Source organism: Streptomonospora nanhaiensis, assembly GCF_013410565.1.
Lineage (GTDB): Bacteria > Actinomycetota > Actinomycetes > Streptosporangiales > Streptosporangiaceae > Streptomonospora > Streptomonospora nanhaiensis.
This window is the reverse complement of record NZ_JACCFO010000001.1, coordinates 5,608,200-5,622,491: the sequence shown is the minus strand read 5'-3', so window position 1 is coordinate 5,622,491 and position 14,292 is coordinate 5,608,200. Positions and strand designations below refer to the sequence as shown.

Here is a 14,292-nt window from a genome sequence, read left to right as displayed (position 1 = left end):
GGCCCGGCCGACGGCATGACCGCCGGCGACCGGCCGCGCATGGGGTTCTTCACCGACACCAGCGTGTGCATCGGGTGCAAGGCGTGCGAGGTCGCCTGCAAGGAGTGGAACGCGGTGCCCGAGGACGGGCTGAACTTCACCGCCATGTCCTTCGACAACAGCGGCGGACTGGGCGCCGACACCTGGCGGCACGTGGCGTTCATCGAGCAGCGGGCGTCGGTGGGCGTGCAGGAGAGCGGCGTGGGCCGCCCCGACGGCGCGTCCGCACCGGTGGACCTGGGCATGCCCGCCTTTGAGAAGCCGGGCGACTCCGCCGGCGCCGACGAGCGCGGCGAGTTCCGCTGGCTGATGTCCTCCGACGTCTGCAAGCACTGCACGCACGCCGCCTGCCTGGACGTCTGCCCCACCGGCGCGCTGTTCCGCACCGAGTTCGGCACGGTGGTGGTGCAGGAGGACATCTGCAACGGGTGCGGCTACTGCGTGCCCGCCTGCCCCTACGGCGTGATCGACAAGCGCGAGGACGACGGCCGGGTGTGGAAGTGCACCCTATGCTACGACCGGCTGGGCGACGGCCTGGAGCCCGCGTGCGCCAAGGCGTGCCCCACCGACTCCATCCAGTTCGGCGAACTGGACGAACTCCGCGCCCGCGCCGACGATCGGGTGCGCCACCTGCACGAGGCCGGCATCGAGTCCGCGCGGCTCTACGGCCGCGACCCGGATGACGGTGTGGGCGGCGACGGCGCGTTCTTCCTGCTCCTGGACGAGCCGGAGGTTTACGGGCTGCCGCCGGACCCGGTGGTGACCACGCGCGACCTGCCGTCGATGTGGCGGCACGCGGGCGCGGCCGCCGCCGTGCTGCTGGCCGGTATCACCGCGACGTTCCTGGGGAGGCGGCGTTGAGCACATCGGACGTGACGCGCGAGGGCATCCGGGGCGCCCACCCGGGCCGCGAGGCCCTGACGGGCGCGGTGAGCACCCTGGACGGCCACCGCCGGGAGCACCCGCGCGGCCGCCGGATCCGGCGGGGCGAGCCGGAGTTCCGCAGCTACTACGACAAGCCGGTGCTCAACCAGATCGTGTGGGAGCCGCGCGACATCGCCGGGTACCTGTTCCTGGGCGGCCTGGCGGGCGCGTCGTCGGTCCTGGCCGCCGGAGCGGACCTGACGGGCCGCCCCGGCCTGGCCCGGCCGCTGAAGTACACGGCGCTGGGCGCGATCACCGGCTCGGTGGCCGCCCTGGTCAACGACCTCGGACGCCCGGCGCGGTTCGTGAACATGCTGCGGGTGCTGAAGTGGACCTCGCCGATGAGCGTGGGCTCCTGGATTCTGATGGCCTACGGCCCCCTGGCGGGCGCGGCGGCGGTCTCGCAGGCCACCGGCATCCTGCCGGGCCTGGGCCGCGCGGCGGCCCTGGGCGCGGGCGCGGTGGGTCCGGCGGTCGCCGCCTACACGGCCCCGCTGATCTGCGACACCGCCGTACCGGCCTGGCACGAGGGCTTCCGCGAGATGCCGTTCGTGTTCGTGGGCTCGGCAGCGGCGGCTGCCGGGGGCATGGGCATGGCCACGGCCCCGGTGTCCCAGGCGGGCCCGGCACGGCGGGCGGCGGTCCTGGGCTCGGCCCTGGAGACGGCGGCCCTGTGGCGGATGGAACGCCGCATGGGCATGGTCGCCGAGCCGTACCGGACCGGCCGCAGCGGCCTCTTGATGCGCGCCGCCAAGGCCCTCACGGTCGGCGGAGCGGTAGGTGCCCTGCTGGGCGCCCGCAGCCGGAGGGTGTCGGCGGTGGCGGGCGCCGCCCTGCTGGCGGGATCGGCCTGCACCCGCTTCGGCGTATTCCACGCGGGGGTGGCGTCGGCGGCCGACCCCAAGTACACGGTGGTGCCGCAGCGCAGGCGGTTGGAAGAACGCAAGGCCGCAGAGGCCAACGAGTCGGCCCAGGCGGCGGCGTCGTCAGCCGCACAGGAGGCAGAGGGCTCCGCCGACTCCTGATGCAACTCGGCAGCCACACCTTTACAAAGTAGATTTCGGACATCCCACCCAAATCAGGGATGGATGCCCACTCCGCAGTAGGCAACGGGAAACCATCCCCGCGCGCGGGGAGCACATCCACTCCGAGGACCTGGCCGCCGCCCTGGGGGGACCATCCCCGCGCGTGCGGGGAGCGCTCTTGCTGACGCGGGAGCATACCGGCCGGTATCCCCGTCTCGTCCACTTTCTCGGCGGCGGCCCCGGCCGCCGTCTTCCTCTGGTTGCCCGTTCTCTTACCGATGCTGGTCAGCGCGGTGAAAAGGACCCGCCAATCACGTGCCCGGCGATGAGTTTTCGTCGGTACCCGCGTCTACCGTTCAGACCACACTGCAACGGCGTACAAGGAGCGCGGACATGCGGATCGTACTGAGCTACTTCATGAGCCTCGACGGCGTGGTGCAGGCGCCGGGTGGGCGTGAGGAGGACACCGACGGCGGGTTCGCGCACGGGGGGTGGTCCATGCCCTACTTCGACGAGAAGGTCATGGGCGAGTTCATCGGCGAGGCCATCGCCACCACCCAGGCGCTGCTGTTCGGCCGCCGCACTTGGCAGGTCATGGCCGACGCCTGGCCCGACCGCGCCGGCGCCGACCCGTTCGCCGACCACATGAACGCGGTGCCCAAGTACGTCGCCTCGACCACCCTCACCCCCGACGACATGCGGTGGAACACCACCCTCCTGCCCGCCGACGACGTGTTCGGCGCCATCGGGCGGCTGCGCGACGAGGACGGCGGCGACCTCCACATCATGGGCAGCTCCAACCTCTCCCGCCAGCTCGTCTCCCGCGACCTGGTCGACGAGTACCGGGTGATGATCGAGCCCATCACCCTGGGCGGCGGCAAGCGCGGATTCCCCGACGACGGCCGCGCCCGGCCGCTGGAGCTGGTGTCCACCGCGACCACCTCCACCGGCGTGCTGGTCTGCACCTACCGCCCGGCCAAGCAGTAGGCTCCGCCCGCGCTCCCGGCCCGGCGGGGTGGCCGGGCCCCGCCCGCCCCGCCCGGCCCGCTCCCCGGCGGCCCGCGCGCCCGATCCCGTGCGTCATGGCGCCGCTCTTGTGGGTAGCGGGGCGCGCATGCGAGCACTGATCACCGGATGGTTCGGGTTCCTGCACGGCGAGGCCACGGCCGGCGACGTGGGCGCGGCCCTCACCGTCGCCGCCGCGCTGCGCGAGGCCGGGATTCCCCACGACCTCGGGCGCAGTCCCAACGTGCGCCTGGACGCCCCTGTCCTGGACGATCTCGACCCCACCGACTACGACCTGCTGCTCTTCGTGTGCGGCCCCGCGCACGGACGGCAGGTCCGCGACCTGCACACCCGGTTCGCGCACTGCCGCCGCATCGCGGTCGGGGTGTCGGTCATCGACCCCGGCGACCCCGCCGTGCGCGGCTTCGACTCCGTCCTCCCCCGCGACGCCCCCGATGCGGCGCCCCGGCCCGACCTGGCCGCCGCCGCGCCCGACCGGCCCGCCGTCCCCGTGGTGGGGGTGGTGGCGGCGCCGCACCAGCCCGAGTACGGCGCAAGCGGCGGCCACGACGACGTGCACGCCGAACTCGCGGCCTGGCTGACCGCCAAGGACTGCGCGCGGGTGCCCCTGGACACCCGCCTCGACGCCGCCGACTGGCGGCACTGCGCGTCCTACAGCGCGTTCGACGCCCTCGTCCGCCGGGTGGACCTGGTGGTGTCCACCCGGCTGCACGGCCTGGTGTTCGCGCTGCGCAACGGCGTCCCGGCTATCGCGGTCGACCCGGTGCTGGGCGGCGCCAAGGTCAGCGCGCAGGCGCGCGCCCTGGGCTGGCCCGCCGTCGCCGTGCGCGAGCCCGGTGAGCCGCTGGGCCGCGAACGCCTGGACGGGCTGTGGGACTGGTGCCTGTCGCCCGCCGCGCGCGCCCGCGCGGGGTGGGCGGCGGCCACCGCCCGCGACCGCTCCCCGCTGGTCGCCGACCTGCTCGCCGCGCTGGTCGCCCACCGCCTGCCCCGCCCCGCCGAGGCCGCCGGCGCCGAGCCCCGGCCCGGTCCCGACGCCGACACCCTCCAGGGCGCCTGACCGCGCGCTCCGCACGGGCGCACCGCATCCGCCGCAGCCGCGTGCCCGGGCCGCCCCCGGCACGGGCGCCGCCCGGGTTGTCGGCACCGCGTGCGACGATGCCGCAGCGCACACGACCCGCGCCCATTCCGACCCTGGGGGGACCATGACCTACGGCACCATCAACTCCATGAAGACCAAGCCGGGGCGGCGCGACGAGGTGGTGGCGATCCTCCTCAGCGGCGCCGAGGGCCTGCGCGCCGCCGGCTGCCACCTCTACGTGGTGGGCACGGCCGCCGACGACGACGTCACGGTGTGGGTCAGCGAGGTGTGGGAGTCGCGCGAGCACCACGCCGCCTCGCTCCAACTCCCGGAGACGCAGGAGGCGATCAGCGCCGCGATGCCCATGCTCGCCGGGGAGTTCACCAGCCAGGAGGTCCGCGTCCAGGGCGGCGTGGGCGTCTGACGGGCCGCCGCCCGGCCCGCCGGGCGCGGCCGGCCGCGCGCACCCGCGCCGTCCGGTCCGCCTCCGGCCGCACCCCGGCGGCGCTTGGTCAGCGCCCGGCCCGCGCGGTGCCGGGCGCGGCCGCCGGCCCCACCGCCCCGGGCGTGTAGGGGGTGATGTCGATCGCGGCGACGCGTCCGGCGCCGACGGCGAACCGGATGAGCGCGTAGGGGTGCCCGCCGGGCGCGATGACCGCGCCGGGACACCCGCCGACCAGCACGGGTGCGGCGGCCGCGATCCGGTCGCGGAAGGCCGTGGTCTCCTCGGCGATCGCCGCGGCGCCGCGCACCTCGACCGGCGCGCCCGCCGGGAGCAGCCGGGGGTCGGCCCGGCGGACGGCGTCGGGGGCCAGCAGGTCCACCAGGCGGGCGATGTCGCCGCCGCGTGCCGCCGCCAGGAACGCCTCCACGATGTCGGCGTGTCCGGCGTGCTCCCCGCCGCCTTCGCCCGGCCGGGCGCCGCGCAGCCGTACCCGGGCGCGGCTGGCCAGCTTCTTCGCCGCGTCGGTGCTGGTGCCGAGCACGGCGGCGACCCCGTCGAACGGGACCGCGAAGAGGTCGTGCAGGACGTAGGCCACCCGCTGGCGGGGCGACAGTTCGCCCAGGAGCACGAGCAGCGCCCGGGAGACGTCCTCGCGGCGGAGGAACGCCTCGTCGGCGCGGACCGCCTCGACGGGCAGGTCCTCGGACAGCAGCGGGAGTTCGCCGCGCCGCCGGCGGGCGCGGAGCAGGTCGAGGCACACCCGCGCGGTCACCGTGGTGAGCCAGCCCTCGGGGTTGGCGACCTCTGCGGGGTCGGCCGCGCTCAGGCGCAGCCAGGCGGTCTGGACGGCGTCCTCGGCGTCGTGGCGGGAGCCGACGATCCGGTGGGCCAGGGAGACCAGCCGGGGCCGTGCCGACTCGAAAAGTTCGACGTTTTCCACGGGAGGGGGTCACCTTTCACGCGTGCTCGGCGTCAGGAGCGGCGAGTGGGCCCGACCCGACACGCACGAGAGGACGACACCCATGAGCATAGTCATCGCCCGGTCCGGCGCCGCCCCGGCGCGCCCGCAGGCCGGGGCGCCGGCCCTTCCACGCCCCGCCGCCGCGCCCGGGCGGTGCCCCCGGTGACCGGGGGCGTCGGCGGCGCGCTGTTCGCCGCGACCCTGCTCTGCGTCCTCGCCAACGCCGCCGAGGTCGCCGCCAAGGCCGTCCGGGCGCGGTTCATGCTGCGCAACGCCGCCGAGGTCGGCGTGGACCACGCCTGGATCCCCTACCTGGCGCTCCTGGAGGGGGCCGGTACGGCCGGGCTGGTGCTGGGCCTGCTCGGCCTGCCGCTCGTCGGCCTGGCGGCGGCCGCGGGGCTGGTGCTGTTCTTCGTCGGCGCGGTGGCCGCCCACGTCCGCGCGCGGGTGTTCCACAACATCGCGTTCCCGGCGGCGTTCCTCGGCCTGGCCGTCGCGGCGCTGGCCTACTTCGCGGGGCGGATCGGCTGACCCGGCGGCCCGGCGCCGCGGAGGACGGCCCCGCACGCGGCCGGGGGCGTCCTCACCGGTCGCCCTCCTCGTTCCGGGCGAGGGCGGCCACCACGCGGTCGACCAGCGGCCGGGCCTGGCCGAAGGACGCCTCGCCCAGCGCCGGGCTGCCCACCAGCGAGCGCATGACGCCCATCCCCAGCAGCAGGGCGCCCAGGAGTTCGGCCCGCAGGTGCGCGTCGGGGCCCTCAAGGCGCCGGGTGAACTCCCCCAGGTAGTCCTCGCAGACGCGGGTGCGCAACTGCTCGCGCACGTGGTCGCGCCCCGACGACCGCAGCATGACCAGCAGCGGGTGCTCTCCGTCGTAGGCCGACCAGTCTGCGAAGACGACGTCGTGCAGCAGGTCGGCGGTGATCGCCTCCAGCGGGCGCCGCCGGTCGGCGGCGAGTCCGGCCGGCACCTCGGCCCGCACCGCCTCGGCGTAGAGGCGCTCCTTGGAGCCGAAGTAGCGGAACACCAGGGCGGGGTCGACCCCGGCGTCGGCGGCGATGTCGCGCACGCCGGTGCCGTCGTAGCCGTGGCGGCCGAAGCGCAGGCGGGCGGCGTCGAGCAGGGCCGCGCGGGTGGCCGCCCTGTCGCGGCGGCGCGGCCTCGGCTCCGGCTCCGGCTGGGACTGGGACTGGGGTCCGGGCCGGGGCCCGGGTGCGGTGGCGTCCATGGAGTCAGCATAAGTCGTCAATCGTTGACTTATCTCTCTACTCCGCCTACCGTTCAGTCATCACTCGATGACTTCAGAGAGGCGCGGGAGACCATGCGCACCTACGCGATCACCGGCGGCACCGACGGAATCGGGCGCGCCCTGGGCCGCCTCCTGCTCGGCCGGGGCGACCGCGTCATCGCCCTGGGCAGCGGCGCCGCCAAGGGCGCCGCGTTCCTCGCCGAGGCGGCCGACCTGGACGCGGGCGCCCGGGCGCACTTCGTCCAGGCCGACCTCAGCACCCTCGCCGGCATGCGCCGCGCCGTCGAGCGGGTCGCGGGCCTGGCCGGCGCCCTCGACGGCGCCGTGTTCGGGGCGCAGCGCTTCCAGACCACCCGCGTGGAGACCGCCGACGGCCTGGAGTTCACGTTCGCGCTCGCCTACCTCAGCCGCGCGGTCCTCGGCGAGGGCCTGCTGCCGCTGCTGGAGCGCGCCGAGCGCCCGGTGATCGCCAACCTCGCCGGGCCCGGCGGCCTGCCCGGCACCGTCGCCTGGGACGACCTCCAACTCCGCCGGCGCTACTCCGGCCGGCGGGCGGCCATGCAGGGGTCGCGCTGCAACGACCTGCTGGGCGCCGACTTCCCCGCCCGCCACCCCGGGGCCCGCACCCGCTACGTGCTCTACAACCCCGGCTTCGTGCGCACCGCCATGGCCGACCCCCTGCCCCTGCCCGCGCGCGCCGCCACCAAGGCGCTCGCCCTGCTCCTGGCCCAGCCCGCCGCCGCGGCCGCCGCACGCGTCCGGGAACTCCTGGACTCCCCGCCGCCGGAGCCGGCCGCCGCCTTCTTCCGGCGCCGGCCGGTGCCGATGACCGGCCCCGACTTCGACCCCGCCGCCGCGGCGCGGCTGCGCGAGGTCACCGACACCCTCCTGGCCGACCCGCGCAGACGGGTGTAACCGCGCCGCGCGCCGGGTAGCGGCGGCGGCGCACGCGAGCCGCCCGGCGCGGGCCTCCCGCCTCCCGCGCCGCCGACCGACCGGGAGGTCCGCCATGGCCCACCAGCCCAGAACCGTCGTCGTCACCGGCGCCAGCGGCGGTGTCGGCAGGGCCGCCGCCCGGGCGTTCGGCGGGCGAGGCGACCGCGTGGCCCTGCTGGCGCGCGGCGCCGAAGGCCTCGCCGGCGCCGCCGAGGACGTCCGCGCCGCGGGGGGCACCCCGCTGGAGATCCCCACCGACGTCGCCGACTCCGCGCAGGTCGAGCACGCCGCCGAGCGCGCCGAGGCCGAACTCGGCCCGATCGACGTGTGGGTCAACGTCGCCTTCACCGGGGTCTTCGCGCCGGTCAGCGAGATCGAGCCCGCGGAGTTCCGCCGCGTCACCGAGGTCACCTACCTCGGCTACGTGCACGGCACCAAGGCCGCCCTGGCCCGCATGCTGCCGCGCGACCGCGGCGCGGTCGTGCAGGTCGGCTCCGCCCTGGCGCACCGGGGCGTCCCCCTCCAGTCGGCCTACTGCGCCGCCAAGCACGCCGTCCAGGGCTTCCACGAGTCGCTGCGCTGCGAACTGCTGCACGACGGCTCGGGCGTGGCCGCCACCATGGTGCACCTGCCCGCCATGAACACCCCGCAGTTCGACTGGGTGCGCTCGCGCCTGCCCCGGCAGGCCCAGCCCGTACCGCCCATCTACCAGCCCGAGGTCGCCGCCCGCGCGATCCTGCGCGCCGCCGACCACCCGCGGCGGCGGGAGTACTGGGACGGCGCCTCCACCGTGCAGACCATTCTGGGCAACCGGATCGCGCCCGGGCTGCTCGACCGCTACCTGGCGCGCGGCGGCTACTCCGCCCAGCAGACCGGCGAGCCCCGCGACCCCGACCAGCCCGCCAACCTGTGGGAGCCCGCCGACGCCGCCGGCCGCCGCGACTACGGCGCGCACGGCTCCTTCGACGACCGCAGCAAGGGCTCCAGCGCCCAGCAGTGGGCGTCCCGCCGCACCGGCCGGCTCGCCGCGGCCGGCGCCGGCACCGCGGCGGCGGCCGGGTACCTCGCCTGGCGGATGCTGCGCCGCGCCGGCCGGTGATCGCGGCCGATCTCGGGGAAGGCTGGTAACGACCGTGCCCGACCCCCGGCCGCGAGGAGGACCCGGTTGCCACTGCGCATCGAGGACTACGCCCTCATCGGAGACACCCAGACCGCCGCCCTGGTGGGAACCGACGGCAGTATCGACTGGCTGTGCCTGCCCCGCTTCGACTCCGGCGCCTGCTTCGCCGCCCTCCTCGGCGACGGCGGCAACGGCTACTGGCGCGTCGCCCCGGCCGGCGGGCACCGCCTGCTGGGGCGGCGCTACCGGCCCGACTCCCTGGTGCTGGAGACCGAGTTCGCCGCCGAGGACGGCGTCGTGCGGGTCACCGACTGCATGCCCGTCCGCGACGAGCACCCCGACCTGGTGCGCCGGGTCGAGGGCGTGCGCGGGCGGGTGCGGGTGCGCACCGAGATCGCGGTCCGGCCCGACTACGGCGCCATCGTGCCCTGGACCCGCAAGGACGGGGGCCGGCTCAGCTTCGTCGCCGGGCCCGACACCCTCTACCTGGCCTCCGACCTGCCCTTCGACCTGGGCGAGGCCGGGTGCCCGACAGCGGAGTTCACCGTTGAGGCGGGCGAGGTCGTGGACTTCCGCCTGGCCTGGGTGGCGCCGCAGGCCCCGGCGCCCGCGCGGGTCGACGTGGGCGCCGCCATCGAGCGCACCGAGCGGTGGTGGCGCGACTGGGCCGGGCGGTGCGGCTACGACGGCGAGTACCGCGACGCGGTCGTGCGGTCGCTGATCACCCTGAAGGCGCTGACCTACTCCCCCAGCGGCGGAATCGTGGCCGCCCCCACCACCTCCCTGCCCGAGCAGCTGGGCGGCGTGCGCAACTGGGACTACCGCTTCTGCTGGATCCGCGACGCCACCTTCACCCTGCTGGCCCTGCTCAACTCCGGCTACGACGACGAGGCGGTGGCCTGGCGGCAGTGGCTGCTGCGCGCGGTGGCCGGGGAGCCCGCCCAGATGCGGATCATGTACGGCATCCAGGGCGAGCGCCGGCTGCCCGAGGTCGAACTGGAGTGGCTGGCCGGATACGCCGGCTCCCAGCCGGTGCGGGTGGGCAACGAGGCGTACCTGCACTGGCAGCTCGACGTCTACGGCGAACTGATGGACGCTCTGCACCAGACCCGGGTGCGCGGCATCCCGCCGGACGACCCGGCCTGGGACCTCCAGTGCGCGCTCATGGAGTTCCTGGAGGAGCACTGGCGCGACCCCGACAACGGCATCTGGGAGATGCGCGGCCCCCGGCGCGACTTCACCCACTCCAAGGTGATGGCCTGGATCGCGGCCGACCGGGCGGTCAAGGCGGTCGAGGAGTTCGGGCTGGAGGGCCCGGTGGAGCGGTGGCGGCGGCTGCGCTCGGAGATCTTCGAGGACGTCTGCCGCAACGGCTTCGACCCCGAGCGCAACACGTTCACCCAGTTCTACGGCTCCAAGGCGCTGGACGGCTCGCTGCTGCTGCTCAGCGCCGTGGGGTTCCTGCCCGCCGACGACCCCCGCATGAAGGGCACGGTGGAGGCCGTCCGGCGGGACCTGATGAGCGACGGGTTCGTGCTGCGCTACACCATGGACGAGCACACCGCAGAGGTCGACGCCCTGCCGCCGGGCGAGGGCGCGTTCCTGCCGTGCACCTTCTGGCTGGCCGACAACCTGATCATGCAGGGCCGGGTGGAGGAGGGCCGCGAACTGTTCGAGCGGCTGCTGGGGCTGTGCAACGACGTCGGGCTGCTGGCCGAGGAGTACGACCCGGCCGCGGGGCGGCAGGTGGGCAACTTCCCGCAGGCGCTGTCGCACATCGCCCTGGTCAACACGGCCTTCCACCTGCGGGGCGACCGCGGCCCCATCGAGCAGCGCGCCGCGGCCGGCCGCTCCGGGCGGGGCCACGCGTCGGCCAACGAGCCCAGCGCGCTGGCCGCCGGCTCCCGTCCGGAGCCTCGGCGGAGCGCGAACGGGCACGGGCCCGATTCCGCCGCCTGCGCCCCCGCGCGGGAGGCCGCACCCGCCGGCGCCTCCGGTACGGGCGGCTCCGGTGCCGGCGACCCGGCCGCGCCCGCCGAGGAGCCCGTTCCCGGCCGCCCGCGCGAACACGGCTAGCGCGGGCGCCGCCGGCGCGGTCGGCGCGGCGGGCGCGGCGGCTATGCACTTGGGCATAGCCGCCTCGCGACGAAGCACCGATGTGCCGCGCGCCCCGCGCTCGTAGCGTCGGGTCCTGTCAACGGACATCCGTGAAAAGGACGGCGCAGCGGTGCTGAAAGTACGGGATCTGACCAAGCGCTACGGCGAGACCACCGCCGTGGACGGCCTGACCTTCGAGGTCGCACCCGGGCGGGTGACCGGCTTCCTGGGCCCCAACGGGGCGGGGAAGTCGACGACGATGCGGCTGCTGCTCGGCCTGGACCGCCCCACGTCGGGCACGGCGCTGGTCAACGGCCGCCCCTACGCCGACCTCGCCGCGCCCGCGCGCGAGGTGGGCGCGCTCCTGGACGCCTCGGCCGGGCACCCCGGCCGCACCGCCCGCGCGCACCTGCTGGCGCTGGCGCGGGGCACCGGTGTCGCGGCCGCGCGGGTCGGCGAGGTGCTGGAGACCGTGGGCCTGGCCTCGGCGGCGCGCCGCCGCATCGGCGCGTTCTCCCTGGGCATGCGCCAGCGGCTGGGCATCGCCGCCGCGCTGCTGGGCGACCCCGCGACCGTCATCTTCGACGAACCGGTCAACGGGCTCGACCTCGACGGCGTGCTGTGGGTGCGCGGCCTGGTGCGCCGGCTCGCCGACGAGGGCCGCACCGTGTTCGTCTCCAGCCACCTGATGGGCGAACTGCAACTGGTGGCCGACCACCTGGTGGTGGTCGGCGGCGGCCGCCTGGTCGCCGACGCCCCGATGGCGGAGCTGATCGCGGCGTGGTCGCGCACCCACGTGGTGGTGCGCAGCCCCGACGCCGCCGACCTGGCCGCGCGCCTGCGCGCCGCCCGCGCCGAGGGCGGCGAACCGGTGGAGGTGGCGGCCGAGGCGCCCGGCGAACTGCGGGTGCGGGGCCTTGCCCCCGAGGCGGTCGGCGACATCGCCCACGCGGCGGGGGCCCGGATTCACTCCCTCTACCGGGAGGAGACGTCCCTGGAGCAGGCCTACCTGGAGCTCACCGAGTCGGCGGTCCACTACGCGGCCGGACGCCGGGCGGACACCGGTGCCGCGCCGGGGCCGGGAGCGCCCGGCGCCCCCGCGCCGCGCCGGGGGCGCCGCCGGTGACCGCCCGTCCCGCCCGCGTCCGCGCGGCGGGGGCCCCGGTCCCCGCCCTCGGCACCGGGCCCGCGCGGCGCGGGCCCGGGCCGCGCCACCGGCACCCGTCCGTCCCCACCGCGACCGCTCCGCGCCCCGGTTCCGGTCGCCCCCGAAAGGAGCACCACCCGTGACCGAATCCGCCGCCCCCGCCCGCACCGCCGCCGGGCGCCCGACCGCCCCGGCGCCCGCGCCGCCGCCGCGGACCCGCGCCTTCGGGCGCGCCGTGGCGATGGAGTGGACCAAGCTGGCGTCCGTGCGCACCACGTGGTGGTGCCTGGGCCTGGGGTTCGCCGTCATGATCGCGTTCGGCCTGCTCATGGGGTTCTCCGCGGCCGACCGGATCGCCGACGACCCCGCATCGGCCGGGACGTTCTCCTACTCCCAGGTCACCTCCCAGGGCGTGTTCTACCTGGTGCAGTTCATCGTGCTGATCCTGAGCGCGCTCGCGGCCACCAACGAGTACGCCAACCGCGGCATCACCACGACCCTGCTGGCGGTGCCGCAGCGCGGCCGGGTCCTGGCGGCGCGCGCCCTGGTCACGGCCGGGCTCGGCTTCGTGGCGGGCGCGGTGACCACGGCGCTGGGGATCGGCGCGGTGTGGACGGTCATCGGCGCGCACGCGCCGCTGCGGGCCGGGTACGCGCTGGGCACGGTCGGCGGGTCGGGCCTGTGCATGGCGCTGTTCGCCGTGCTGTTCGTCGGGCTGGGCACCGCCCTGCGCGGCACCGCCGGCACGATCGGGCTGGGGTTCCTGCTGCTGCTCGGCGTGCCGCTGGTGCTGCAGCTCAGCGGTGTGCAGGCGCTCAACGACATGGCCGCCTACTTCCCCGGGATCGCCGGGATCGAGTTCTACGCGGCCGGTGACGTGGGGTTCTACACCGCGCCGCACGACGGGCCGATCAACCTCGCGGTCGTCGTGGGCTGGGCCGCGGCGGCGATGATCGTCGGCTGGACCGAGCTGCGCCTGCGCGACGTCTGACCACGGCAGCCGCGGGCCCCGTGCCGGGCGTCCCTCCTGGGGCGCCCGGCCGCCGTCTTGGGTGGGCGGTCAGCGGTGCCGGGGGAAGGGGCCGTCGGCCACCAGCCCGGCCTCGTAGGCCAGGATCGCCGCCTGCACCCGGTTGCGCACGTCCAGCTTGGCCAGGATCGAGCCGACGTGCACCTTGGCCGTGCCCGGCACGATCCCCAGGCGGCCCGCGATCTCCTCGTTGGACAGGCCCTCGCCGATGAGGGCCAGGACGTCGCGCTCCCGCGCGGACAGGCGGCCGGTGCGCTCGCGCGCGGCGGCGCCCCGCGACATGCGGCCGCCGGTGCCCGTGGCGCCCAGTTCGGCGATGAGGCGGCGGGCCACCTCGGGCGAGAGGTAGGCCCCGCCCTGGGCCACGGCGCGCAGTCCGGCGACGAGGTCGCGGGGGTCGCCCGTCTTGAGCACGAACCCGCTCGCGCCGCCGCTGAGGGCGCGGGCGATGTAGGCGTCCTCGGAGAACGTCGTCAGGATGACCACGGCGGTGCCGGGGTGGTGCGCGGTGATGGCCTCGGTGGCCGCGAGGCCGTCGGTGCCGGGCATCTGCACGTCCAGCAGGGCGATGTCGGGCCGGTGCTCGGCCACGAGGGCCACGGCCTCGGCTCCGTCGGCGGCCTCGCCGACCACGTCGATCCCGGGATCGGCGGTCAGGATGGCGCGCATGCCCGCGCGGATCATCCGCTCGTCGTCGGCGAGGACCACGCGCAGCCGCGCGCCGGGGGCCGCGCCGGAACCGCCGCCCGATGTCGCTGGTGAACCCACCGCAGCAGCCTATCGGCGGGCGGCCGTGCCCCGGCACGGAGGGAGCGTGCCGCGGACGGGGACGGGCACGCCCGCCGCACCGGGGACGACGGCCGTCCACCGCCCCGCGGGCAGGCGGCCGCGCCGGCGGTACCGCGCGCCCCGCACCCGCCGCAGACGGGTCTACTTGCGACTACGCCGGTTTTGTGACCGATAGCGCCGCAGGGGCGGCCCTGGGGCCACGGTGCCCGCACCGCGGCCGAGGGGCACCCCGGCCCCCGCCCCGCCTCACCCGTTCCGTATCGGCCACGGGCCCGGACGCGGCACTCACCCCCTCCCAGCAGCGGCGACGGCCGACCACGCCACCAGAGCCCTCCGGAAGGGCCGCCCGACCCGGTTCACCGACTCCGGCCACCACCGGGCCGAATGCGGAGCTCCACCCTCCACCCGGGACGACCGTCCGCT

The 14,292-nt window shown here is 76.2% G+C and carries 14 protein-coding genes; 11 read left to right on the top strand and 3 right to left on the bottom strand.

Translation table 11 applies throughout. From position 1 onward, the window contains the following. The first annotated feature begins 15 nt into the window (after positions 1-15). The 5 genes from HNR12_RS24805 to HNR12_RS24785 all read left to right on the top strand — a co-directional run bounded on the left by HNR12_RS24805 (position 16) and on the right by HNR12_RS24785 (position 4,519). Positions 16-900, top strand: coding sequence for a 4Fe-4S dicluster domain-containing protein (locus tag HNR12_RS24805; protein WP_179770895.1), 885 nt, complete (start codon positions 16-18; stop codon positions 898-900). Beyond that, positions 897-1,988, top strand: coding sequence for an NrfD/PsrC family molybdoenzyme membrane anchor subunit (gene nrfD, locus HNR12_RS24800; protein WP_179769806.1), 1,092 nt, complete (start codon positions 897-899; stop codon positions 1,986-1,988). Before HNR12_RS24805 ends, nrfD begins: the two co-directional genes overlap by 4 nt. Positions 1,989-2,381: 393 nt before the next feature. After that, positions 2,382-2,975 carry a dihydrofolate reductase family protein gene (locus HNR12_RS24795; protein WP_179769805.1) on the top strand — a complete coding sequence of 198 codons (594 nt, stop codon included), beginning with the start codon at positions 2,382-2,384 and terminating at the stop codon, positions 2,973-2,975. 127 nt (positions 2,976-3,102) lie between these two features. Beyond that, positions 3,103-4,074 (top strand): polysaccharide pyruvyl transferase family protein, encoded by a 972-nt coding sequence (locus HNR12_RS24790; RefSeq protein ID WP_179769804.1) that lies wholly within the window; start codon positions 3,103-3,105, stop codon positions 4,072-4,074. Positions 4,075-4,219: 145 nt separating this feature from the next. Beyond that, positions 4,220-4,519, top strand: a complete 300-nt coding sequence (locus tag HNR12_RS24785; RefSeq protein ID WP_179769803.1) for a putative quinol monooxygenase — start codon at positions 4,220-4,222, stop codon at positions 4,517-4,519. An 88-nt stretch (positions 4,520-4,607) separates the two neighbouring features. Here the strand turns inward: HNR12_RS24785 and HNR12_RS24780 are convergent, their stop codons facing one another. Next, positions 4,608-5,480 carry a sigma-70 family RNA polymerase sigma factor gene (locus HNR12_RS24780; RefSeq protein ID WP_179769802.1) on the bottom strand — a complete coding sequence of 291 codons (873 nt, stop codon included), beginning with the start codon at positions 5,478-5,480 and terminating at the stop codon, positions 4,608-4,610. Positions 5,481-5,663: 183 nt separating this feature from the next. On the opposite strand from HNR12_RS24780, the gene HNR12_RS24775 reads away from it, so the two are divergent. Further along, positions 5,664-6,032, top strand: a complete 369-nt coding sequence (locus HNR12_RS24775; RefSeq protein WP_308118945.1) for a DoxX family protein — start codon at positions 5,664-5,666, stop codon at positions 6,030-6,032. A 52-nt stretch (positions 6,033-6,084) separates the two neighbouring features. On the opposite strand, the gene HNR12_RS24770 is transcribed toward HNR12_RS24775, so the two are convergent. After that, a complete protein-coding gene (locus tag HNR12_RS24770; protein WP_179769800.1) occupies positions 6,085-6,729 on the bottom strand; it encodes a TetR/AcrR family transcriptional regulator in 645 nt (214 codons plus the stop codon). 93 nt (positions 6,730-6,822) lie between these two features. Between HNR12_RS24770 and HNR12_RS24765 the strand changes: the two genes are divergently transcribed. From HNR12_RS24765 to HNR12_RS24745, 5 genes are all read left to right on the top strand, one after another. Beyond that, positions 6,823-7,665, top strand: a complete 843-nt coding sequence (locus HNR12_RS24765) for an SDR family NAD(P)-dependent oxidoreductase (protein ID WP_179769799.1) — start codon at positions 6,823-6,825, stop codon at positions 7,663-7,665. Positions 7,666-7,759: 94 nt separating this feature from the next. Further along, a complete protein-coding gene (locus HNR12_RS24760; RefSeq protein WP_179769798.1) occupies positions 7,760-8,785 on the top strand; it encodes an SDR family oxidoreductase in 1,026 nt (341 codons plus the stop codon). 66 nt (positions 8,786-8,851) lie between these two features. Then, on the top strand, positions 8,852-10,882 hold the full coding sequence (locus tag HNR12_RS24755; protein ID WP_179769797.1) for a glycoside hydrolase family 15 protein: 2,031 nt from the start codon (positions 8,852-8,854) through the stop codon (positions 10,880-10,882). A 151-nt stretch (positions 10,883-11,033) separates the two neighbouring features. Further along, a complete protein-coding gene (locus tag HNR12_RS24750) occupies positions 11,034-12,029 on the top strand; it encodes an ATP-binding cassette domain-containing protein (protein WP_179769796.1) in 996 nt (331 codons plus the stop codon). Positions 12,030-12,189: 160 nt separating this feature from the next. After that, the gene (locus tag HNR12_RS24745; RefSeq protein WP_308118668.1) at positions 12,190-13,041 is read left to right on the top strand and encodes an ABC transporter permease; all 852 of its coding nucleotides are present in this window, start codon (positions 12,190-12,192) and stop codon (positions 13,039-13,041) included. Between the two features lie 69 nt (positions 13,042-13,110). Here HNR12_RS24745 and HNR12_RS24740 read toward each other — a convergent pair whose 3' ends face one another. Then, the gene (locus HNR12_RS24740) at positions 13,111-13,794 is read right to left on the bottom strand and encodes a response regulator (RefSeq protein WP_179770893.1); all 684 of its coding nucleotides are present in this window, start codon (positions 13,792-13,794) and stop codon (positions 13,111-13,113) included. Between the last annotated feature and the right edge of the window lie 498 nt (positions 13,795-14,292).

Coding starts and splice junctions, on each gene's coding strand:
- HNR12_RS24760 (WP_179769798.1), top strand. CDS start 7,760: ATGGCCCACCAGCCCAGAACCGTCGTCGTCACCGGCGCCAGCGGCGGT.
- HNR12_RS24785 (WP_179769803.1), top strand. CDS start 4,220: ATGACCTACGGCACCATCAACTCCATGAAGACCAAGCCGGGGCGGCGC.
- HNR12_RS24770 (WP_179769800.1), bottom strand. CDS start 6,729: ATGGACGCCACCGCACCCGGGCCCCGGCCCGGACCCCAGTCCCAGTCC.
- HNR12_RS24795 (WP_179769805.1), top strand. CDS start 2,382: ATGCGGATCGTACTGAGCTACTTCATGAGCCTCGACGGCGTGGTGCAG.
- HNR12_RS24765 (WP_179769799.1), top strand. CDS start 6,823: ATGCGCACCTACGCGATCACCGGCGGCACCGACGGAATCGGGCGCGCC.
- HNR12_RS24790 (WP_179769804.1), top strand. CDS start 3,103: ATGCGAGCACTGATCACCGGATGGTTCGGGTTCCTGCACGGCGAGGCC.
- HNR12_RS24805 (WP_179770895.1), top strand. CDS start 16: ATGACCGCCGGCGACCGGCCGCGCATGGGGTTCTTCACCGACACCAGC.